The following is a 19,882-nucleotide window of genomic DNA, read 5'->3' as shown; positions in this document are numbered from 1 at the left end:
CCACCGCGATCATCTCGGAGAAGGCGGCCCACGACATCCTCACGGCGTCGGTGTGACGCGGCGGATCCGGTGAGCCACAGCGCGCGCCGCCGTTCGGCGGTCGGCGGCGTGCGCGGGCCGTACGTCCACTATGGAGGCCGTGTGCGACAGCCTTATGTCGGTGTTTTTCGGCATGTCGGTGTCCTCGATGGCCGCCGCGCCGGGCTCACCCCAGGTCCGGGTTGCGGACAACGACATCCGGCAGATCGGTGACGAAACGCTCGGGCGGCCGCTCCGGGCAGCGTTCGCCCGTCGGCTCGGCGGCGGCGATGCGGTCGAGCCGAAAGACCCGCACGTCGTCGCGGAGCCTGCACCAGCCCACGAGATACCAGTAGCCGCCCACTCCCCCGATGAACACCGCCGGCTCGATGTCGCGGGAGGTGGGCTCCCCCTTCCGGTCGGTGTAGGAGATGCGCAGCACCTGCCGGCGCAGCAGCGCGTCCTCGATGGCCCTGGCCACCGCGTCCGGAGGAACGGGGTCGGCCCGCGCCCCCTCCTGGGGCTCGGGGTCGAGTAATCGCACCCGGGCCGCCAGCTCGCGTGCCCGCTCGCCGTCCGGGGCGGGCATGGCCGCCACGACCTTGCGGAGGGCGCTGCGCGCGTGGCGGGCGAACGGCTGCCCTCCGGCCCGGCCCAACGCCACCGCGATGGCCACGGCCTCGGCGGGGGTGAAGTTGAGCGGCGGCAGCGACATCGTCTTGTCCAGGCAGTATCCGCCGCGTCGGCCGGGTTCGGCGTAGATGGGAACACCTGAGGCCTGCAGTGCGGCGATGTCGCGTTCGATGGTGCGTTTGCTCACGTCGAAACGGACGGCGAGCTCGCGTGCGGACCGGCACCTGGGAGAGATCGCGCGCAGCTCCTCAACGAGGGCATAAAGCCGATCGGTACGGTTCACCCCTGGGACGCTACTCGTCGGGTCCGACAGTTCTCCGATTGAACAGGAAATCAGACACCGCTACTCTGCATCACTGGGCCTTCTCCTTCCTCCCACTCCCTATAGCTACGTCATTACTTGCCGGAATGGGCGTGGAACGACGTTGTTCTCCGGATCGTTAGGTGGGTCGAAGAGGCGCTCAGAGTGAAAAAGGAGTGCGATGGCAGAGGCCACCTCGAAGTCCCCCGAACCCCATCCAACGTCCGCCGGTACTCGGAACCGAAAGGCCGAGTTGGCGGAGATGCAGAGGAAGCGCAAGTCCAGGCGGGTCAAGGCCAGCATCGCCGTCTCCGTCGCGGGAGTCGGCGTCGTCGGGCTGATCGTCGCCGGTTTCGTCTCGGGCGACGACGACGAAGTCGACGCCGACTGCATCGACTACTCGTCGCAAACGGATGACGGCTACCTGATCGTGGACGACGACTACTGCGACGAGGACTCGCCCAGCCATATCTACGCCGTCCGCAGCGCCTACCACTGGTACTACGGAGGCCGCGCGGCTGCGGGCCGCGTCCAGGGCGGTACCACCGTACGCCCCTCCGACGTGAGTATCACCAGCCGGTCCGGCACGGTCGTCCAGCGCGGTGGACTCGGCGGGCGCGGATCCTACGGGGGAAGCTGAGCCGGCCAGTGAGACGTTTGAGCTCCACCCCGCGCCGGGGCTGGGAGAAGACCATCGAGTCGCAGGGCCTGGTGTATCACCGTTCGGCCCACCCGGACGGGCTGGACCGGCCGTACTGGGATGAGAGCGTCCACTACACGCTGTCCATGGACGAGGTGCTCGCTCTAGAGGAGCAGGTGGAGGAACTCCACCGCATGTGCCTCGCCGCGGTCGACCACGTCATCCGCACCGAGAGGTTCGCCGACTTCGCGGTGCCCTCCGGGGTGGTGCCGGAGCTGGTCGGTTCGTGGGAGCGGCGCGATCCGCACGTCTACGGCAGGTTCGACCTGCGCTACGACGGCGAAGGTCCGGCCACACTGCTGGAATACAACGCCGACACTCCGACGAGCCTCCTGGAGAGCGCCGTCGTGCAGTGGTTCTGGCTCAAGGACACCCACCCCGACGACGACCAGTGGAACTCCATCCACGAGCGGCTGGTCGACCGCTGGCGCGAACTCGCGGGGGTGTTCCCGACCGGGCCGACGCACTTCGCGTGGACGGCGATGGACCGTTCCGGCGAGGAGGCGATGACCGTCGCCTACATGCAGGAGACCGCGGAGCTGGCCGGTCTCGACGCCATCGCCATCGCGGTGGAGGACCTCGGCTGGGACCCGCTGAACCGGCGCTTCGTCGACCTGGAGGGCCGGGTCGTACGGTCGCTGTTCAAGCTCTACCCGTGGGAGTGGGCGGTGGCGGACCGGTTCGGCGAGCTCGCCGTACGGCACCAGCCCGCCTCGACCTGGATCGAGCCGCTGTGGAAAATGCTGCTGTCCAACAAGGCGCTGCTCGCGATCCTATGGGAGATGTATCCGGGCCATCCCAACCTGCTGCCCGCCTACCTGGACGGCCCGCGGGATCTGACGTCGTACATCGCCAAGCCGCTGCTCGGCCGTGAGGGGTCGGGCATGTGGATCGTCGCGCCGGGGCACGGCGCGAGCACGGCCCGCCCCGGCAGCCCCTACGGCGCCGAGGGACACGTCTACCAGGAGTTCCAGGCGCTTCCCGACTTCGACGGGCAGCGCCCGGTGCTCGGCGCCTGGGTGGTACACGACGAGGCCGCCGGCCTCGGCATCCGGGAGACCTCGGGGCTCATCACCGACGACACCTCGTCGTTCGTCCCTCACAGAATCGAACTCTAGGAGTAACACATCATGGTCGCTCTGGCCGCCTCCCCACTCGTCGACACCCTCGGCCGCGGAGCGCTCGCGATCTTCGCCTACGCGATTCTCGGCGTGGTCATGCTGATCATCGGTTTCTACGTCATCGACTGGGCAACCCCCGGCAAGTTGAGCCTGCTCATCAAGTCCGAGCGCAACCCCAACGCCACGCTGCTCACCGGCTCCGGCCTGGTCGCCGTGGGCCTCATCGTCGCGGCCTCCATCTGGTCCTCGAGCGGGGCGCTCCACGAAGGCCTGCTCGCCACCGCCGTGTTCGGCGTCGTGGGCATCGCCGTACAGACCATCGCCATGCTGCTGTTCGACCTCGTGGCCGGAATCTCGGTGCGCGAGCTGGTCACCGAGGCCGAACTCCAGCCGGGCACGAAGCTTCTTGCGGTGACGCACCTGGCCATCGGCCTGATCACCGCCGTCGCGGTCATCTGATTCAAGCTGGCACTCTAGAGGTGTGAGCGATCGGATACGCGAGGACACCACACGCCGACTGGAGCGCGCGATGGGCGCGCTCGGCACGGCGGCGATGGCACGCATGGACGAACGACTGCCGTGGTTTCGCGCGCTGTCGGCCGAGGACCGTTCCTGGGTGGGCCTGGTGGCCCAGGCCGGGATCGCGGCTTTCGTCGACTGGTTCCAGCATGTCGACGAGGGCCGACCGACGCCCAGCATGGAGTTCTTCGGCACCGCGCCCCGCGAGCTCAAGCGGTCCATCTCGCTCCAGCAGACCGTCGACATCGTCCGCGTCGTGGTCGAGGTCGTGGAGGCCCAGGTCGACGACCTCGCCGCGCCGGGCGGAGGCGACCAGCTCCAGCAGGCGATGCTCCGCTACACGCGCGACGTCGCCTTCGCCGCGGCCCACGTCTACGCGCGTGAGGCCGAGGTGCGCGGAGCGTGGGACGCGCGGCTCGAGGCGCTCATCGTCGACGCGCTCGTCAGAGGTGAGGTGGACGACGGTCTGCACTCGTGGGCGGCGGCCCTCGGCTGGACGTCCTCCCCCGTCGTCGTGCTCGCCGGGCGCGCACCCGACGACGACCCGCGCGCGGTGATAGACGGGCTGCGGGACAAGGGCAGGCGGGCGGGGCTCGACCTGCTCGCGGGCGTTCAGGGCGACCGCCTGATCGTGATCGTCGGCGGGGCGGGCAGCGTCAACGACGCCGCCAAGCATGTGGTGCCGAGGTTCGGCGACGGCCCCATCGTCATCGGTCCCGAGGTGTCCGACCTCCACGCCGCCGCGAGCTCCGCCCGCGCGGCCATCGCGGGCCTGCGCGCCGCGGCGGGCTGGCCCGACGCCCCGCGCCCGGTGCACGCCGACGACCTGCTGGCCGAGCGCGCCATCGACGGCGACGCCGACGCCCGCGCCCAGCTCGTCGAGAACGTCTACCTACCGCTCACCGGCACGCCGCTGCTCGACACGCTGGCGACCTATCTCGAACAAGGCACTTCTCTGGAGGCGACGGCGCGACTACTGTTCGTCCATCCGAACACTGTGCGCTACCGTCTGCGAAAGATCACAGAGTTGACGGGCTATCAGCCCACGGAAGGCAGGTCCGCCTTCACCCTGCAAGTGGGTCTGATTCTGGGACGGCTGTCCGAAATCTCGATGAACATCGACCGATAACGCACCGCCCATGAAACCCCTACTGTAGGTCCTCTACAAAATTCACTAGACAATCTTCATGCGGATCTCTATCCGTGTGGTGAACATCTACAGGGCATGGTGGTTTTCGTGCACGCAATCGTCGCCCCGGGCCAGGGAGCCCAGACACCGGGCTTCCTCAACCCGTGGCTAGAACTGCCCGGAGTGAGCGACCGGCTGTCGGCCTGGTCCGACATCGTCGGCCTCGACCTGATCGCCTACGGCACGACCGCGGACGCCGACGCGATCCGCGACACCGCCGTCGCGCAGCCCCTGCTCGTGGCGGCCTCGCTGGCCGCCGCCGAGGTGCTCCAGGCCCCCCCGGGCGCGGTCGCCGGGCACAGCGTCGGCGAGTTCGCCGCCGCCGCGATCGCCGGGGTCCTCACCCCTGAGCAGGCACTCGCGCTGGTGCGCGAGCGCGGCCAGGCCATGGCCAAGGCCGCCGCCGTGACGGCGACCGGCATGACGGCGGTGCTGGGAGGCGACGAGGCCGAAGTGCTCGCGTCCCTGGAACGCCATGGGCTGACCCCCGCCAACATCAACGGCGCGGGCCAGATCGTCGCCGGCGGCACGCTTGAGCAGCTCGACGCCCTCAAGGGGGACCCGCCCGCGCGGGCCCGGCTCCGCCCGCTCGCCGTTGCGGGCGCGTTCCACACCCGGCACATGGCCCCCGCCATCGACCACCTCCGCGACGCCGCGGCCGGCGTCTCACCGCAGGACCCGTCGGCGCCCCTGCTGTCCAACGCGGACGGCGCGGTCGTGACGTCGGGCGCCGACTGCCTGGCCCGCCTGGTCACCCAGGTCGGCAGCCCCGTCCGCTGGGACGCGTGCATGGCCTCCATGGTCGGCATGGGCGTCACCGCGCTCATCGAACTCCTCCCCGGCGGCACCCTCACCGGACTCGCCAGGCGGGCGATGCCGGGGGTCGTGACCGTGGCTCTGAAGACCCCCGACGATCTCGACGCGGCCAGGGAGGCCCTCAAGTGAGACTCATGCCCACCGCTCCCGGCGCACGTGTGCTCGCCTTCGGCGGCTACCAGCCGGCGGACGTCGTCACCAACGAGGACATCGCGAAGACGATCGACACCTCCGACGAGTGGATCCGCAGCCGGGTCGGCATCACCGAGCGGCGCATCGCCTCATCGGCCGAGTCCGAGATCGACCTCGCCGTGCAGGCCGGGGGCAAGGCGCTGGCCGCCAGCGGCCTGTCGGCCGACGCCATCGACCTCGTCATCGTCGCCACCTGCACGCTTGAGGCCCAGATCCCCAACGCCGCCGGCCGCGTCGCCCACCGTCTCGGGATCGACGCCCCCGGCGCGTTCGACGTCAACGCCGCCTGCGCCGGATTCTGCTACGCCCTCGCCGCCGCGAGCGACGCGGTCCGCGCGGGGTCGGCGACCAATGTGCTGGTCATCGGCACCGAGAAGCTCTCCCAGTGGATCGACTGGACCGACCGGGCCACCTGCGTGATCTTCGCGGACGGCGCCGGCGCGGCCGTCGTAGCCGCCGCCGAGACGCCCGGGATCGGGCCGGTGGCCTGGGGCAGCGCCGGTGACAAGTCCGACGCCATCATCATCAAGGATCGCAACTCCTTCCTCCACCAGGAAGGACAGACCGTCTTCCGCTGGGCGACCACCGCCCTGCACCCGGTCGCGCGGAAGGCATGCGAGCGCGCGGGAGTCGACCCGTCGCAGCTCGCGGCCTTCGTGCCCCACCAGGCCAACCTGCGCATCATCGAGGCCATCGCCCGCAAGATCGGCGCCAAGGACGCGATCGTCGCCAAGGACATCGTGCTCGCGGGCAACACTTCGGCCGCCTCCATCCCGCTGGCCCTCTCCCGCATGATCGAGCGGGGAGAGGTGTCCTCGGGCGACCTCGCTCTTCTCCTAGGATTCGGCGCGGGGCTCACCTATGCCGCCCAAGTGATCGAAATTCCCTAGACTCCACGTGCGGCTCTGTGGGCCGCATTTCCCTTCAAGAGAAATCACATCAAGGAGAAGTCGCGACATGGCCATGAACGAGCAGGACATCCTGGCTGGCCTCGGCAAGATCGTCAACGAGATCACCGGCATCCCCGCCTCTGAGGTCAGCCCGGAGAAGAGCTTCGTGGACGACCTCGACATCGACTCGCTGTCGATGGTCGAGATCGCCGTCGCCGCTCAGGACGAGTTCGGTGTCGAGATCCCCGACGACCAGCTCAAGCACCTCAAGACGGTGAAGGACGTCATCAGCTTCATCCAGAACTAACGCGTCAGGCGCGTGCTCACAGCACGCGCCGACACCCCCTGACCGGCCCCGCGTGCCCGGAATGCGAGGCCAAGGACGACCGAGCCGTACGGCACGGCGGCACAGAAGGGCCCATCTCCGGGCGGCGGCGGCCCTTCGCTCAAGCACAAGGAGCGCACAAAGTGAGTACAGACCGGGTTCGCGTCGTTGTCACCGGGCTCGGCGCGACGACGCCTCTCGGTGGTGACGTCGCGTCGACCTGGTCGGCGCTCCTCGCCGGCCGGACGGGCATCCGCACGATCAACGCGGACTGGATCGACTCCGTCCCCGTGAAATTCGGGGCCGAGGCCGCCGTCGACCCGCTCGACGTGCTGCCGAGGCCGGAGGCCAGGCGACTGGACCGGGCCGAGCAGTTCGCGCTGATCGCGGCACGGCAGGCTTGGATCGATGCAGGCACCCCCAAGGTGGAGTCCGACCGGCTCGGCGTGGTCGTCGGCAGCGGCATCGGCGGCATCACCACCATCCTGGCGGCATACGACACCTTCAAGGAGAAGGGCTGGACACGGCTGTCGCCGTTCACGGTGCCGATGCTCATGCCGAACGGCGCCGCCGGCTGGATCGGCATCGAGTTCGGCGCGACGGCGGGCGTCCACGCCACCGTGAGCGCCTGCGCCACCGGAGCCGAGTCCATCGGCTACGGCATCGAGATGATCCGCACCGGCCGGGCCGACGTGGTCGTGGCCGGAGGCACCGAGGCCGCGATCCACCCGCTCAACGTGGGGTCGTTCGCCGCCATGCGCGCCATGTCCACCCGAAACGACGAGCCCGAGCGGGCGTCCCGCCCGTTCGACAAGGCCAGGGACGGATTCGTGCTCGGCGAAGGCTCCGGCATCGTGGTGCTGGAGTCGGAGGAGCACGCCCTGGCGCGCGGCGCCCGCATCTACGCCGTCGCCGCGGGTGTCGGCTACTCGGCCGACGCCCACCACATCGCCCAGCCTGAGCCGACCGGCGCCGGGATCATGCTCGCCATGCGGCGCGCCCTCGCCAACGCCGACCTCGCCCCCGAGGACATTCGCCACATCAACGCGCACGCCACCTCCACCCCGGCGGGCGACGTCGTCGAGACCGTCGCCGTCAAGGAGGTCATCGGCACCCACCCGCTCGTGACCGCGACCAAGTCGATGACCGGTCACCTGCTCGGCGGGGCCGGAGGAATCGAGTCGGTCTTCACGATCCTGGCGCTCAACGAGCGCATCGTGCCGCCGACCGTCAACCTCGACGACCTCGACGACGGCATCGAGGTCGACATCGTGCGCGGCGAGCCGCGCGAGCTGCCGCAGGGGCAGCTCGCGGCGATCAACAACTCGTTCGGCTTCGGCGGCCATAACGTCGCCGTCGCCTTCACCACCGCCTAGGGGGCCTCGCGATGACCGTGCTTGACAACAGGGTGGTGACACCGGCCTCCGCAGAGGAGGCGGTGGACCCCCGGGACCCGAACATACGGCTGACCGCCTTGTTCGACGAGGGCACGGTCCGACCGATCACCCCCGAGGACCGCAGCGGGGTGCTCGCCGCGATGGGCCGCATCGAGGGCTCACCGGCGGTGGCCTTCTGCAGCGACGCCCGGGTGCAGGGCGGCGCGATGGGCACCGACGGCTGCGAGCACATCGTGCACGCCTACGATGTGGCCGTCCGAGAGCGCGTCCCGATCGTCGGGGTCTGGCACTCGGGTGGCGCGCGTCTGGCCGAGGGCGTCGAGTCGCTCCACGCGGTCGGCCGCGTCTTCGCGTCGATGACCAAGGCGTCCGGTGTCGTCCCGCAGATCTCCGTCGTCGTCGGCCCGGCCGCGGGCGGCGCGGCATACGGCCCCGCCCTCACCGACCTCGTCGTCCTCGCCGACGAGGGCCGCATCTTCGTCACCGGGCCCGACGTGGTCCGCAGCGTCACCGGCGAGAACGTGGACATGAGGGCGCTCGGCGGCCCCGAGCCCCACAGCAAGCGCAGCGGCGTCGTCCATGTCGTCACCAAGACCGAGGCCGACGCGCTGGTCCAGGCCAGGCGCCTGGCCTCGCTCCTCGGCCACCAGGGCCGGGTCCGGCCCGATTCGGTGGAGGAGGTCGACTTCACCGCCTTCCTGCCCGAATCGCCGCGCCGCGCCTACGACGTCCACCCGCTCGTCGACGGCCTGCTGGACGACCCAGGGCTGGAGCTCCACCCCAAGTGGGCCCCCAACGTCGTCACCGCCCTCGGCCGCCTCGGCGGGCGCACCGTGGGCGTCATCGCCAACAACCCGATGCGTCTCGGCGGCTGCCTCGACGCCACCTCGGCCGAGAAGGCCGCCCGCTTCGTGCGCATGTGCGATGCGTTCGGAGTGCCGCTGGTGGTGCTGGTGGACGTCCCCGGCTACCTGCCGGGCGTCGGCCAGGAACACGACGGCGTCGTGCGCCGGGGCGCCAAGCTCCTCCACGCCTTCGCCGAGGCTTCCGTGCCGCGCGTCACGCTCGTCACCCGCAAGGCGTACGGCGGAGCCTACATCGCCATGAACTCCCGCTCGCTCGGCGCCACCCGCGTCTTCGCCTGGCCCACCGCCGAGATCGCGGTCATGGGAGCCGTCGCCGCCGTCCGCGTGCTCAAGCGGCGCGAACTCGCCGCCTGCCCCGAGGACGATCGCGCCGCCCTTGAGGCCAAGCTCGCCGAAGACCACGAAAAGATCGCCGGCGGCCTCGACCGTGCCGTCCAACTCGGCGTCGTCGACGAGATCATCCAGCCTGGCACCACCCGCGGCGCCATCGCCGCCCTCCTCGCCAAGGCCACCCCCGCCCGCGGCGCCCACGGCAACATCCCGCTGTAGCAGCTCGCTCCGTGCCCCCGCCCCAAGGCCCGGGGGCACAGCCGCCAGAGTGCCGCACCGCTTTAGAAGGCGTCGATCTCCGTGAGGTCGATGTCGATGCTGAAAGGCACCAAGAGCTGAAGCTTGGCATGGTAGATGCCCGTCGGCACATAAGCCTGCGTCGCTGGATCCAGCTCGTACACATAGACAGTCGGATATCCGGAGACGTTTTCTACACGCCAGAAGTGCTGGATGCCCGCTCTTGCATAGATCTGAGGCTTGCGTTCCCTGTCTCTGACCTCGGAGTCCGGCGAGACCACCTCGACAGCCAACACCACGTCCTCCGCCTGGAAGGCTGTTTGCGTCTTCCCCGTTACGGCCCGCGCGTGGAAAACGACAAGATCCGGCTCCGGACGCTGGCGCGGCCCGAGAACGACACTCATCTCACGTCGCACCTTGAGAGCCGCAGGCACGGAAGCGCGCAACTCACGCTCAAGCAGGAACAGCGTCAGAGTGTGGAAGCTGGCTTGTGGACTCACGAACACCAAGCTTCCATCAATCAACTCTGTGTGCGGGGGCAGATCCGGAATGTGATCGAGATCCTGAGCGAAGAATCCCTGTTCGGGCGGAAACAGCCAGCCCGGCAACGATGGGGTTGTCATCTCGACGCTCCTGGCCTCAGCCTTCATGTCCGCCAAGCTATCAATGCACTGGTGCCCGTTGACGATTTTTCGTCAGGAGACCTTGGGACTCTGAACGATGCATACGCCACTGTGAAGCGCCGCACATGTCCATTAGATCTCCCACATGGCACGTGTACCCGCTGTTGCTCATTTAGTAGGCGTGTCCCGACAAGCCGGGCAAAGCATATGGGGGCTCCCGCCATACGGCGAGAGCCCCCCTGGGGTGGGTGGGTCAGCAGTCGATCAGTTCGGGGCGCTGGTTGAGGATCTGCGCCTCGGGGGTGGTGAAGTCGGCGAGGGCTCCGTGGGCGTCGGGGCGGAAGACGGCGGCGCGGCAGCAGTTCTGGAAGGCGAGCCGCACGCCGAAGTGCTGCTCGACGGCCCTGCGAATGGCGTCGCTGGCCATCATTCTGAAGAGCTGGCCATAGGACGCCTGGTCGGGCGGGGAGAGCTGGTTGTCGGCGAATTCGGCGTTTCCGGACTGGAGTTCATCGACAAGCCTGACCACCACGCCCCAGGCGTAGGGCAATGACGTACGGATGCAGTCAACGAAGGCCGCCTGATCCACCTTTCCATCGCGCGCCTGATCGATCAGCTCCGCAGGGACGGTCAGCGACATGACACCTCCAAGACGACGATTGACACCTAACGACGCTAAGAGGGACAAAGGTCTCGGTCTATGGCCTAACGGTGAGCCTTTCCGTCAGTCGCGTATGACTCAGCGTGACCCGGGGTGACTCAGGAGGCGCCGAGGTGGGCGTTCGGCTCGCGCGCCAGCGAGGCGAGATCCGCGAGCTCGACGACGGCGATGCCCGCCTCGGCCAGGACCTCGGCCCCCTGGCCCTCCACGAAGTGCACGGGCTCACGCCACGCCATGACGACTCTGCGGATGCCGCTCTCAACGATCAGCCGGGCACATGTCTTCTGCCGGGATCTGCGCTCGCCGCAGGGCTCCAGGCTGCTGTAGATCGTGGCGCCCGGCAGCCGGGGGTCGCCAGGCGCGATCTTGGCGAGGGCGGCCTCCTCGGCGTGGTCGTGAGGATCGGCCTCCCGGGAGTGGCCACGGGCGATCTCCTCGCCGTCGGCACTCACGACGACCGCGCCGACCGAGAAAGCGGTGCCGGACGGCGGGCACAGACGGGCGAGCTCACAGGCGAGGGTCAGCCAGCGGCGGTCGTCCACATCCGCCTCCCCACGCGTCGATCCGATCAACCGGCCTTCCGCATCCTACGCCCCGCCCACCAGGTAGCGGAGGAGCACGACGTCGCCGAGCCGCCGTACGTCCGCGAGCTCCATGCGGTGCCGCGAATCCTGCGGAAAGGAGCCGCCGTACACGAAACGCGGCGCGGAGGGGTCGCCGACGAAGAACGGGGCGACGACCAGCTGCAGTTCGTCGACCAGGCCCTCCTGGAGGAAGTGCGTGTGCACGGTGCCGCCGCCCTCGACCATGAGCCGCGCGATCCCGCGGCGGGCCAGGTCTGCGAGAGCCGTACGGAGATCGAGGGGGTCGCCGGCGTCGGACACTTCGGCGACACCGGCGAGGGCGGCGCTCAGCGGCCCCACGACGGCGGAGGCGGCATAGACGATCTTCCGGGCGTCGCCCTCGGTGAAGAACAGGCCCGCGGGATCCAGCCTCGCCGTCGCGGTCAGGGTCACCTTGGCCGGATGCGGGGGAAGCCCGCGCCGCACCCGGGCATGCCGCCGCGCCTCGGAACGCACGAGCAACCGCGGATTGTCGCGCCGCAGGGTGCCGGCACCGACCAGGATCGCGTCGCAGGAGGCGCGCACCTCGTCGACGCGGTCGAAGTCCTCCTCGTTCGACAGCAGCAGCCGATCCGGACCGGAGTCGTCGATATGGCCGTCCAGCGACATGGCACAGCTGAGCAGCACGTAGGGGCGCCCGTCCATGCCGGACCGCCTCGGATCAGCCATGGCGCGGGTCAGACGGCTGCGTGCAGCCACCGGACGGGAGCGCCGTCGCCCGCGTAGCGGAACGGCTCAAGCTCCTCGTCCCACGGACGGCCCAAGAGCTTGTCCAGCTCGTCCTCCAGCACCGCCCGGCCCTGCGCCGCCAGCATCATGGCCGTGCGGAGGCGGTCCTCGGGCACGAGGATGTCGCCATTGGCCCCGATGACGGCGGTGAACGCGCCCAACGTGGGCGTGTAGGCGTTGCGTGAGCCGTCGACGCCCGGCGAGGCATCCTCGGTTATCTCGAACCGGATGCGTTGCCATCCCATGAGCGACGAGGTGACGGCGGCGGCCACGCCCGCGCGGCCCTCCCACTCGGCCTGTGCCCGGAGCGTGCCGGGCGCGGCCGGTTGCGGGGTCCACGTCAGGTCCACGGGCACGCCAAGGACACCCGCGACCGCCCATTCGATATGAGGGCACAGCGCAGGCTGAGCCGAGTGGACGTAAATCACGCCACGAGCAGACACCGGACCTCCCGTTTCAGTACGAGGTGCGCCTTCCCCAACGGCCTCATACTGGGATGATCACAAGTGACTGTAGGAGAGACTACCGTCGGTCGCGACGTGACACCAGAGGGGGCGCACACCTAGATGTTGCGCATGTGACTGTTGACACCAGTGTGATCGGGGAAAGGACCAGCTCACGACGCCTTAACCCCCTGGAGGTCCCGATGAACCGTGACATCCGGCACGTTGAGCACATCGCAGGTTCCCCCACCCTTATCCGCCCCGGGCAACTCCTCTCCGACAGGACGTCGCTGCAGGTGGCGGCGCGATGGATCGAGGCGGTCACCGAAACCGGCGGCGTTCTCCGCGTGCGCCTCTCACCCGGTGTGGACGAATGCGACCTGGCCGCTACGCTCCGTGACCGAGGCCACCGCGTCTCCCCCAACCACATCCTCGTCGGACAGCCCCTCTTCTGGGGCGGCCCTGCGGGCAGGCCGTTCCCCGCCACGGAGCTCGACCCGCCACCCGCCGGAGGCGACGGCACCACCGTGGGGCTCCTCGACACCGGCCTCGCCCCGCACCCCTGGTGGGAGCGCGCCCCGTGGTTTCGCGAGCACGGCACGGACGTCACCGAAGTCGCCGACTACGACGGCGACGGCGTCCCCGACCCCCAGGCGGGACACGGCACGTTCATCGCGGGTCTGCTCGTCAAGCGCGCCCCCGGCGTACGGCTTCGCGCGACGCGCCTCCTCGACGGCAATGGCGTGGCCGACGAGGCGGCGCTGCTGAGCGCGCTGGCGCGGGTGCGGGCGGACCCGCCGCGGGTGCTCAACCTGTCCTTCGGCTGCCACACCTTCGACGACCAGCCGCCCCTGCTGGTGTCCGAGGCCATCGCCGCACTCGGCGACACCGCGGTCGTGGCCTGCGCGGGCAACACCGCGACCCGGCGGCCCTTCTGGCCCGCCGCGCTGCCCGACGTCGTGGCCGTCGGCGCGGTGGACGCATCCGAGCGCAGGCGGGCGCCGTTCTCCGGTCACGGGCCGTGGGTGGACGCCTGCGCGCAGGGCGAGTGGCTGACCAGCACCTACCTGCGATGCGAGGGCTTCGCCGGCTACGCGCGGTGGAGCGGGACGTCGTTCTCGACGGCCCTGGTCTCGGGAGCCATCGCCGACGCCGCAAAGGACATGAGTCCCCGCGAAGCCACTGCTCACGTGCTTGATCCCCGCAGAAGCCAGCAAATCCCCGACTTGGGGGTGCTGGTTTCCGCCAGTCGCTAAGGTTCCCCCCTGACCGATGAGCTGCCGGCCCATTTGAGCAGGGGGAGACATGCTGCCCCACCCCACACGCGGCGGGGGCGTCGCGGTGTCCGCCGGGCGTTCGCCCGAGGAGTTGCTGGCCGCGGCCACCGCCGGCGACTCCGCCGCGTGGGCCGAACTGGTCGACCGCTACGGCGCACGCCTGTGGCACGTCGCACGGGCCCATGGGCTCAGCGCGCAGGACGCCGCGGACGTGGTCCAGTTCGGCTGGCTGAAACTCGTGGAGAACCTCTACGCGATCCGGGAGCCCGCCGCCGTCGGCGCCTGGCTGACCTCCACGGTCAAACACGAGGCCATGCGTGTCCGCCGTAAACGGTCCGGCGAGCACCTGCACGCCGACCCCCCGGACGAGCTGCTCGACCCGACCGGCCGGACCGAGGAGGACCCCGCCGACGCGGTCCTCGGCCTCGACGAGGGCGAACGCCTGTGGCGGGCCGTCGCCCAGCTCGGCGAGCCCTGCCGGTCGCTCCTGCGCCTCCTCGTCACCGACCCCGACGCGGGCTACCGTTTGCACGCCGTACGGCTCGGCATGCCGGTCGGCAGCATCGGCCCGACCCGCCGCCGGTGCCTCGACCGGCTCCGGGCGCTGATCGCCGCCGAGGAGGAGCCCGCATGACGGGCCCGCGCCTCAGACCGCCGCCCCCCGGCCTCCACGAGCCCTCGGCCACACCGACGGGAAGGGGGCGCCGGGTGGGTTTCCTCACAGTTCAACGTTCAAGGGAGGTGGCGAGGTGAAGGGCGACGAGGCGATCCTCGCGGCGCTTCGGATCGCGGCGGGTGCCGACCCGGTGCCGACCGGGGTGACGTCGGCGGCCCGTGCCGCCTTCACGCTGCGGCTGCCAGGCGCGGCCGTCGCCGACGCGCTGCCGGACCTGGAGGTGTCCGGCATCCGCTCCGCTGTCGCCGCAGACCATGACGATCCGCTGATGGGCGACGGAAACCGCCTGCTGCGGTTCAGCGCCGAAGGGCTGATCGTCGAGCTGGAGTTCACCCTCAACGGCGAACTCCTCGACCTCGCCGGCCAGATCACGTTCACCGCCGAGACCGCCGAGACCGCCGAGACCGCGGACACCTGCACCGGCACCGGCACCGGCACCGGCGATCCGGAGCACGCGGACCCCGCGACCCGTGGAGCGAGCGGGAGCGATCCAGCCGCACGTGCCGAAACCGCGGCATGCCGCGAGGAGGAGGCCCTCGCCGACGGCGAGTCCGCCCCACGCGGGCGAACTCGCACTCTCGGCTTCACCCGCGGCCCTCTGCTCTCCACGCGGGCGGCCATCCCTCCCGGCGACGCCGTGCCGCACGGCGCCGCCCCCACCCAGCCGCACGTGCCCATGGAAACCGGCTCGCGCGAGGGGGCACCCCTCATGCGCACCGGCCCCGCCGGCGAACCCGCGATTTCCGGCCCTTATGACACGGAGACCCCACAGCCCGGCCCGAAAAATACCCACCTCGCCGATTCCAGGACACACCCCGCGGTCTCACATCGATGTGGCGGAGAGCCAGGCGACGCGGGCCCCGACGGTGGATCCGCCGCTCGGGCGGAAAGCCGCGTCGGCCCGGTCACGGGTGAAGCGGCCCCGCACAGGGCGACCCATGCGGGCAGGGGCGAGGCGGGCAGGGGCGAGGCCGGCGGTGAGCCCCCCGGCCACGAGCTGAGCCACGCGGAATGGGTCCCCCCTGGCGAGGGGCCCGCGCCCGATGTGGAGGCCCACTGCGATGACGCCCCCGCGGACGGTCGGTCGCCCAGGCGGGTGGAGATCCGCACACTGGACTCCACGGTGGTCCGTGACCTCGTCGACAGCGGAGGGTTCGCCGTCGTGGGGCTTTCCCCCGGATGGTTCAGCGTGGTCTGCCACCGCGACGGCCTTCCCCCCGTCGCCACCCCGTGGACCCACGTCCATCTGTGATCGCCGACGGCCACCCCCTGCCCGGCGACGGAACGGAGCCGCACATGGGCGCGGTACGGCCGGAGGCCCGCTCCGGCAGCCGGCCCCCGAAGCCCCCCGAGTCGGCCGGGGGATGTCCGCATGAGGGGCTGATGCGGGTGGCGGAGGGGCTTGTGCCGATGGCCGGGGTCCGGCCGGAGGTCGGCTGGGAGCGGGGTTGGGAGGTGCTGCGGGAGGGGGAACGCCGGGGTTGCCGGCGGGTTCAGGTGGTGGCGCGGCGGGCGGTGGCCCTGGCGACTCGGGAGCTGGGCGATCTGGCGGGGGCCGACGAGCATCTGTGCCGGGCCGTGGAGTTGGCCACGTCGGCGGGCGGAGGCACGGGGCACGGCGGTCCGTGCGCGGCCGACCTCGATCGCCGGGCGGCCCAGGCGCGGTTGTCGCTGGTGGCGATCCGGGCCGAGCGGGGCCTGCCCGAGGAGGCCCTCGGCATCGCCGAGGCCGCCATGCCGTACCTCACGCAGCGGGAGCGCGGCAAACTCGGCTCCAACCTGGCCGTGGCGCTGGTGCGGCTCGGCCGGTGCGGGGACGCGGTGGCGGCCTGCGACGGCGCGTTGGAGACGCTTTCCCGCGCGGTGGCCGACGAGGTGGTGTTCGTGGCGGGCGCGCTGCTCAACCGGGGTCTGGCCCTGGCCATGCTGCACCGTTACCAGGAGGCCGAGCGCGACATCGCGCACTGCGCGCGGGTGGCGGAGCGCGCGGGTCTTGGTCATCTCGTACGGCTGGCGCAGGCCAACCTGCCGTTCCTCGCCGTGTCGCGGGGGCGGATCGCCGCCGCCTTCCGCGCCTGCCAGGTCGCCGAACGGGTGCTCGCCGGGTTTCCCGAGCGGCTGGCGGCGATGCGCGCCGATGTCGCCTCGGCGCTCCTGGACTCCGGGTTGCCGTTCGAGGCGCGGATGCTGCTGGAGCAGGCCGTGCCGTCGCTCGCGTCGTGCGGCGCGGGGGTCGCTCTGACCGATGCGCGGCTGCTGCTGGCGCGTGCCGAGCTGCTCACGGGCGATCCGGGGCGGGCGGAGGCGACGGCGTCCGCTGTGCGTGAGGAGTTCGCCGGGCAGGGGCGGGGGCGCCATGTGCCGTTGGCGGAGGAGATACGGCTGCGTGCCCGGCTTGCCGTGGCCGCACCGGATCCGTCCTTGTGTCGTGAGGTGTCGGCGTGCGCGGACGAGCTCGCCGTTCACGGATGGCCGGCCGAGGGGGCGGAGCTGGCGCTGGTGGCCGCCGGTCTGGCGGCGGCGCTCGGCGATCGGGCCGCCGCGGAGGCGCGGCTGCCGCCCGGTGGGGGCGACACGCACGGGGTGGCGATGCGGGCGGTGTTGCGGGGTGATGTGCCGGGGGCGTGTGCCGTACTGAAGGAGGGGGTGGCGGAGCAGCGTGCCAGGGTGCGCGACGCCGCGCATCCCGCGGAGGCGGCTCGGGCGCGGGCGCAGGCCGTGCGGCTGGCGGGTTACGGGCTGGAGCTCGCGCTGGAGAGCGGCCGCCCGGGCGAGGTGCTGTCCTGGGCGACGGCGTCGCGCGTGCCCGAGGAGCGCCCCCTCGCCGTGGACCGGCTGCGTGAGGTGCTGGGCGACGCGGCGCTGGTCGCGTTCGTACGGCACGGCGGAGTGTTGGCCGCGGTCACGGTCACACCGCGCCGGGTGGCGCTGCACCGGCTGGGCTCGGCGGGGGTGGTCGCCGAGCTCGCGGTACGGCTGCGCTACGCGATGCGGCGGGCGGCCCGCCGGGACGGGGTGGCCGGGAGGGAGCCGGAGCGGGCGGCTGCCGCGGTGCAGCGCCGGTTGCTGCGGCCGATGGCGGCGGAGTTGTCCGGGCGTGAGCTGGTGGTGGTGCCGGCGGGCACGCTGCACACGCTCCCCTGGGCGGCGCTGCCGTCGCTGCGCGAGGTGCCGGTGAGCGTGTGCGCGGGGGTGACCGAGGAGTGGGCGCGGGGGTGGGCTCGGACGGGTGCCGGGCTGAGGGCGGGGCCGAGGGTGGCCGTGGTCGCGGGGCCGGGCCTGGCGCATGCCCGCGCGGAGGCGGACGCGGTGGTGGCGTGCCATCCGGGCGCGGTGGAGGTGCCGCCGTCGAAGGCGTCCGTGGTGGCGGCGCTGGCCGGGGCCGACGTGGTGCATGTGGCGGCGCATGGGAGGTTCTGCCCGCGTGCGCCGCTGCTGTCGGGTGTGGAACTGGCCGACGGCTCTCTGTCGGCCTGTGAACTCCCGGCCGCGGCTGCGGCGAGGCTGGTCGTGCTGTCGGCCTGCGACGCGGGGATGGCCCGCAGCCCGGAGGGCGGGCTGCGGTTGGGGCTGGTCGGCGCGCTGCTCGCGGGAGGCGCGGCGTGCGTGGTCGCGGGGCTGCTGCCGGTGCGTGACGATGAGAGCCTGGCCCTCATGGCGGTGTTCCATGAGGTGCTCGGGCGGGGCCGCGCCCCGGCGCGCGCGTTGGCGGACGCCGGGGCGAAAGCCGGGCTTTACAGTTTCGCCTGTTTCGGCAACGGCCTTCAGCCGGTCTCGACGGGCCTGTCGGGGTCGGTGATCCAATGTGACCAGGACCCGATGTAGAGCGAGGCGGGCACGCCGGCCAGGTCGAGGGCGAGCACCTCGTGGGCGGCGGTCACCCCGGATCCGCAGTAGGCCCCGACCGGCACGGAACCGTCGGCTCCGAGCTCGGCGAAGCGGTCACGCAGCTCCGGCGGGGTGAGGAAGCGGCCGTCGCCGCCGACGTTGCCGCCGGTGGGCGCGTTGACGGCGCCGGGGATGCGGCCCGCGACGGGGTCGACGGGCTCGTTCTCCCCTCGGTAGCGTTCGGGGGCGCGTGCGTCGAGCAGCACGCCCTCGGCGGCCAGCGCCGCGGCCTCGGCGGCCTCCAGGATCGGCAGCGCGCCGGGCTTCGCGGTGAAGTCGCCGGGCCGCGCCCGTTCGGCGTCCTTCGACAGGGGCAGGCCCGCCTCCCGCCAGGCGCGGATGCCGCCGTCGAGCACGCGGACGTCGCCGTGGCCGAAGTAACGCAGCGTCCACCACGCCCTGGCGGCGGCGGTGGAGTCGGCGTCGTCGTAGGCCACGACGGGTTTCGCGTGCGAGACGCCGAGGCGTCTGGCGGCCGCCTGGAGGGTCTCGGCCGCCGGCAGCGGGTGCCGGCCGCCCGGGCCCGGCGGAGCGGCCAGGTCGGTGTCGAGATCGCAGAAGACGGCCGTGGGGATGTGGCCCTCACGGTAGGCGGCGGGGCCGTACGGCTCAGGCGCCTGGCCGGGCAGCCTCCACCTCACGTCGAGCACGGTCACCTCGCCGCGCTCGACGAGCGCGGCGAGCTCGGCCGGGGTGATCAGCGGGCTCATGGGAACTCCTTGAGCATGCGGACGCTCTCCGCGCCGGGGAGAGCGGACGGTGGGAAGGGTGGCGAGGGAGCCCGCCGTCAGGAGGCGGCGATGGCCGTGGCCTCCGAGAGCGACTTGGCGAAGGCGAGCACGTGGCTGACGGCCTCGGGCCCGTCGGCGGCCTCGCTGACCCTCAGCGACAGGTCGTCGGCGGTGACGGCGCCGGTGTATCCGTGGTCGGCCTCGCAGTTCTCGTCGCCGCAGGTCGCGGGTTCGAGATCGATATGGGAGATCGCCCCCCACCCGATCGTCAGCGTGACCTCGGTCGGGGGCACGCCCGGCACGTAGGAGGCCGGGTCGGGGACCACGCGTGTGACGGCGACGGACTGGATGCGGCTGAGCCGTACGGCTTCGGTGGTGGTGGAGGCGTGGGACGCGGAGACCCCCTCGGCCGGGGGATGCTCGTCGGTGTGGCAGACCAGCAGGCGGCTCGGGGAGAGCACCAGCACGGTGACGTGTCTGCGAACCTCCATGGCGGGGTCGAACGTGGCTTCGTGGTGCACGACGAAGGCGGTCACCGCCTCCTTGCCCAGTGCGGACTCGACTGCGTCGGCGACGAGGTCGGGGTAGTAGCCACTGCGATCGATCGCCTCGCGCAGACCTTCGGCCGAGACTCGGGTTTCCCTCATGCACCCATCCTGCCCTGTCCGGGGTGGCGCTTTCACCCTCACGGGGCTAC

At 71.4% G+C, this 19,882-nt stretch carries 21 protein-coding genes; 13 read left to right on the top strand and 8 right to left on the bottom strand.

Going from position 1 to position 19,882, the window contains the following annotated elements:
• Window positions 1-205 precede the first annotated feature (205 nt).
• Window positions 206-934: a helix-turn-helix transcriptional regulator gene (locus BLQ73_RS04660; protein ID WP_093168559.1), complete on the bottom strand. Its 729-nt coding sequence runs from the start codon at window positions 932-934 to the stop codon at window positions 206-208.
• 199 nt (window positions 935-1,133) lie between these two features.
• On the opposite strand from BLQ73_RS04660, the gene BLQ73_RS04655 reads away from it, so the two are divergent.
• The 9 genes from BLQ73_RS04655 (at window position 1,134) to BLQ73_RS04615 (ending at window position 9,516) form a co-directional block, all read left to right on the top strand.
• Window positions 1,134-1,592, top strand: a complete 459-nt coding sequence (locus tag BLQ73_RS04655) for a hypothetical protein (RefSeq protein WP_143020120.1) — start codon at window positions 1,134-1,136, stop codon at window positions 1,590-1,592.
• Between the two features lie 8 nt (window positions 1,593-1,600).
• On the top strand, window positions 1,601-2,770 hold the full coding sequence (locus BLQ73_RS04650) for a glutathionylspermidine synthase family protein (protein ID WP_093168554.1): 1,170 nt from the start codon (window positions 1,601-1,603) through the stop codon (window positions 2,768-2,770).
• A gap of 12 nt (window positions 2,771-2,782) precedes the next feature.
• Window positions 2,783-3,232, top strand: a complete 450-nt coding sequence (locus tag BLQ73_RS04645) for a DUF350 domain-containing protein (RefSeq protein ID WP_093168551.1) — start codon at window positions 2,783-2,785, stop codon at window positions 3,230-3,232.
• Between the two features lie 70 nt (window positions 3,233-3,302).
• The gene (locus tag BLQ73_RS04640; RefSeq protein WP_093168549.1) at window positions 3,303-4,421 is read left to right on the top strand and encodes a PucR family transcriptional regulator; all 1,119 of its coding nucleotides are present in this window, start codon (window positions 3,303-3,305) and stop codon (window positions 4,419-4,421) included.
• A gap of 108 nt (window positions 4,422-4,529) precedes the next feature.
• Entirely contained in the window at window positions 4,530-5,426 is an 897-nt protein-coding gene (locus BLQ73_RS04635) for an ACP S-malonyltransferase (RefSeq protein WP_093168733.1), read from the top strand.
• A 5-nt stretch (window positions 5,427-5,431) separates the two neighbouring features.
• Window positions 5,432-6,379 carry a beta-ketoacyl-ACP synthase III gene (locus BLQ73_RS04630; RefSeq protein WP_420819991.1) on the top strand — a complete coding sequence of 316 codons (948 nt, stop codon included), beginning with the start codon at window positions 5,432-5,434 and terminating at the stop codon, window positions 6,377-6,379.
• 67 nt (window positions 6,380-6,446) lie between these two features.
• Entirely contained in the window at window positions 6,447-6,686 is a 240-nt protein-coding gene (locus BLQ73_RS04625; protein ID WP_093168545.1) for an acyl carrier protein, read from the top strand.
• A gap of 161 nt (window positions 6,687-6,847) precedes the next feature.
• The gene (gene fabF, locus BLQ73_RS04620) at window positions 6,848-8,080 is read left to right on the top strand and encodes a beta-ketoacyl-ACP synthase II (RefSeq protein ID WP_093168543.1); all 1,233 of its coding nucleotides are present in this window, start codon (window positions 6,848-6,850) and stop codon (window positions 8,078-8,080) included.
• A gap of 11 nt (window positions 8,081-8,091) precedes the next feature.
• On the top strand, window positions 8,092-9,516 hold the full coding sequence (locus tag BLQ73_RS04615) for an acyl-CoA carboxylase subunit beta (protein WP_093168541.1): 1,425 nt from the start codon (window positions 8,092-8,094) through the stop codon (window positions 9,514-9,516).
• A 62-nt stretch (window positions 9,517-9,578) separates the two neighbouring features.
• On the opposite strand, the gene BLQ73_RS04610 is transcribed toward BLQ73_RS04615, so the two are convergent.
• The 5 genes from BLQ73_RS04610 to BLQ73_RS04590 form a co-directional block, all read right to left on the bottom strand.
• Window positions 9,579-10,184 (bottom strand): Uma2 family endonuclease, encoded by a 606-nt coding sequence (locus BLQ73_RS04610; RefSeq protein WP_245690787.1) that lies wholly within the window; start codon window positions 10,182-10,184, stop codon window positions 9,579-9,581.
• Window positions 10,185-10,410: 226 nt separating this feature from the next.
• A complete protein-coding gene (locus tag BLQ73_RS04605) occupies window positions 10,411-10,797 on the bottom strand; it encodes an SCO5389 family protein (protein ID WP_093168539.1) in 387 nt (128 codons plus the stop codon).
• 119 nt (window positions 10,798-10,916) lie between these two features.
• Window positions 10,917-11,360 (bottom strand): deaminase, encoded by a 444-nt coding sequence (locus tag BLQ73_RS04600; protein WP_093168537.1) that lies wholly within the window; start codon window positions 11,358-11,360, stop codon window positions 10,917-10,919.
• 45 nt (window positions 11,361-11,405) lie between these two features.
• Window positions 11,406-12,110 (bottom strand): RibD family protein, encoded by a 705-nt coding sequence (locus tag BLQ73_RS04595; RefSeq protein WP_338056591.1) that lies wholly within the window; start codon window positions 12,108-12,110, stop codon window positions 11,406-11,408.
• A gap of 8 nt (window positions 12,111-12,118) precedes the next feature.
• The gene (locus BLQ73_RS04590; RefSeq protein ID WP_176955273.1) at window positions 12,119-12,613 is read right to left on the bottom strand and encodes a DUF3145 domain-containing protein; all 495 of its coding nucleotides are present in this window, start codon (window positions 12,611-12,613) and stop codon (window positions 12,119-12,121) included.
• A gap of 203 nt (window positions 12,614-12,816) precedes the next feature.
• Here BLQ73_RS04590 and BLQ73_RS04585 point away from each other — a divergent pair, with 203 nt between their 5' ends.
• The 4 genes from BLQ73_RS04585 (at window position 12,817) to BLQ73_RS04570 (ending at window position 18,391) form a co-directional block, all read left to right on the top strand.
• Window positions 12,817-13,869 carry a S8 family peptidase gene (locus BLQ73_RS04585; protein ID WP_093168533.1) on the top strand — a complete coding sequence of 351 codons (1,053 nt, stop codon included), beginning with the start codon at window positions 12,817-12,819 and terminating at the stop codon, window positions 13,867-13,869.
• A 49-nt stretch (window positions 13,870-13,918) separates the two neighbouring features.
• Window positions 13,919-14,524 (top strand): RNA polymerase sigma factor, encoded by a 606-nt coding sequence (locus BLQ73_RS04580; RefSeq protein WP_093168531.1) that lies wholly within the window; start codon window positions 13,919-13,921, stop codon window positions 14,522-14,524.
• A 115-nt stretch (window positions 14,525-14,639) separates the two neighbouring features.
• A complete protein-coding gene (locus BLQ73_RS04575) occupies window positions 14,640-15,818 on the top strand; it encodes a hypothetical protein (RefSeq protein WP_093168529.1) in 1,179 nt (392 codons plus the stop codon).
• On the top strand, window positions 15,797-18,391 hold the full coding sequence (locus tag BLQ73_RS04570) for a CHAT domain-containing protein (RefSeq protein ID WP_143020119.1): 2,595 nt from the start codon (window positions 15,797-15,799) through the stop codon (window positions 18,389-18,391). The genes BLQ73_RS04575 and BLQ73_RS04570 overlap by 22 nt, the downstream gene beginning before the upstream one ends.
• Here the strand turns inward: BLQ73_RS04570 and BLQ73_RS04565 are convergent.
• Both BLQ73_RS04565 and BLQ73_RS04560 read right to left on the bottom strand, forming a co-directional pair.
• Window positions 18,331-19,164: a sulfurtransferase gene (locus BLQ73_RS04565; protein ID WP_093168525.1), complete on the bottom strand. Its 834-nt coding sequence runs from the start codon at window positions 19,162-19,164 to the stop codon at window positions 18,331-18,333. The two genes, BLQ73_RS04570 and BLQ73_RS04565, sit on opposite strands and share 61 nt — an antisense overlap.
• A 77-nt stretch (window positions 19,165-19,241) precedes the next feature.
• Entirely contained in the window at window positions 19,242-19,832 is a 591-nt protein-coding gene (locus BLQ73_RS04560) for a DUF5998 family protein (protein ID WP_093168523.1), read from the bottom strand.
• Between the last annotated feature and the right edge of the window lie 50 nt (window positions 19,833-19,882).

Source organism: Sinosporangium album, assembly GCF_900100605.1.
In the GTDB taxonomy this organism is placed as follows: Bacteria; Actinomycetota; Actinomycetes; order Streptosporangiales; family Streptosporangiaceae; genus Sinosporangium; species Sinosporangium album.
The sequence above is the reverse complement of the archived record's forward strand: the minus strand, read 5'-3'. Positions and strand labels throughout refer to the sequence as shown.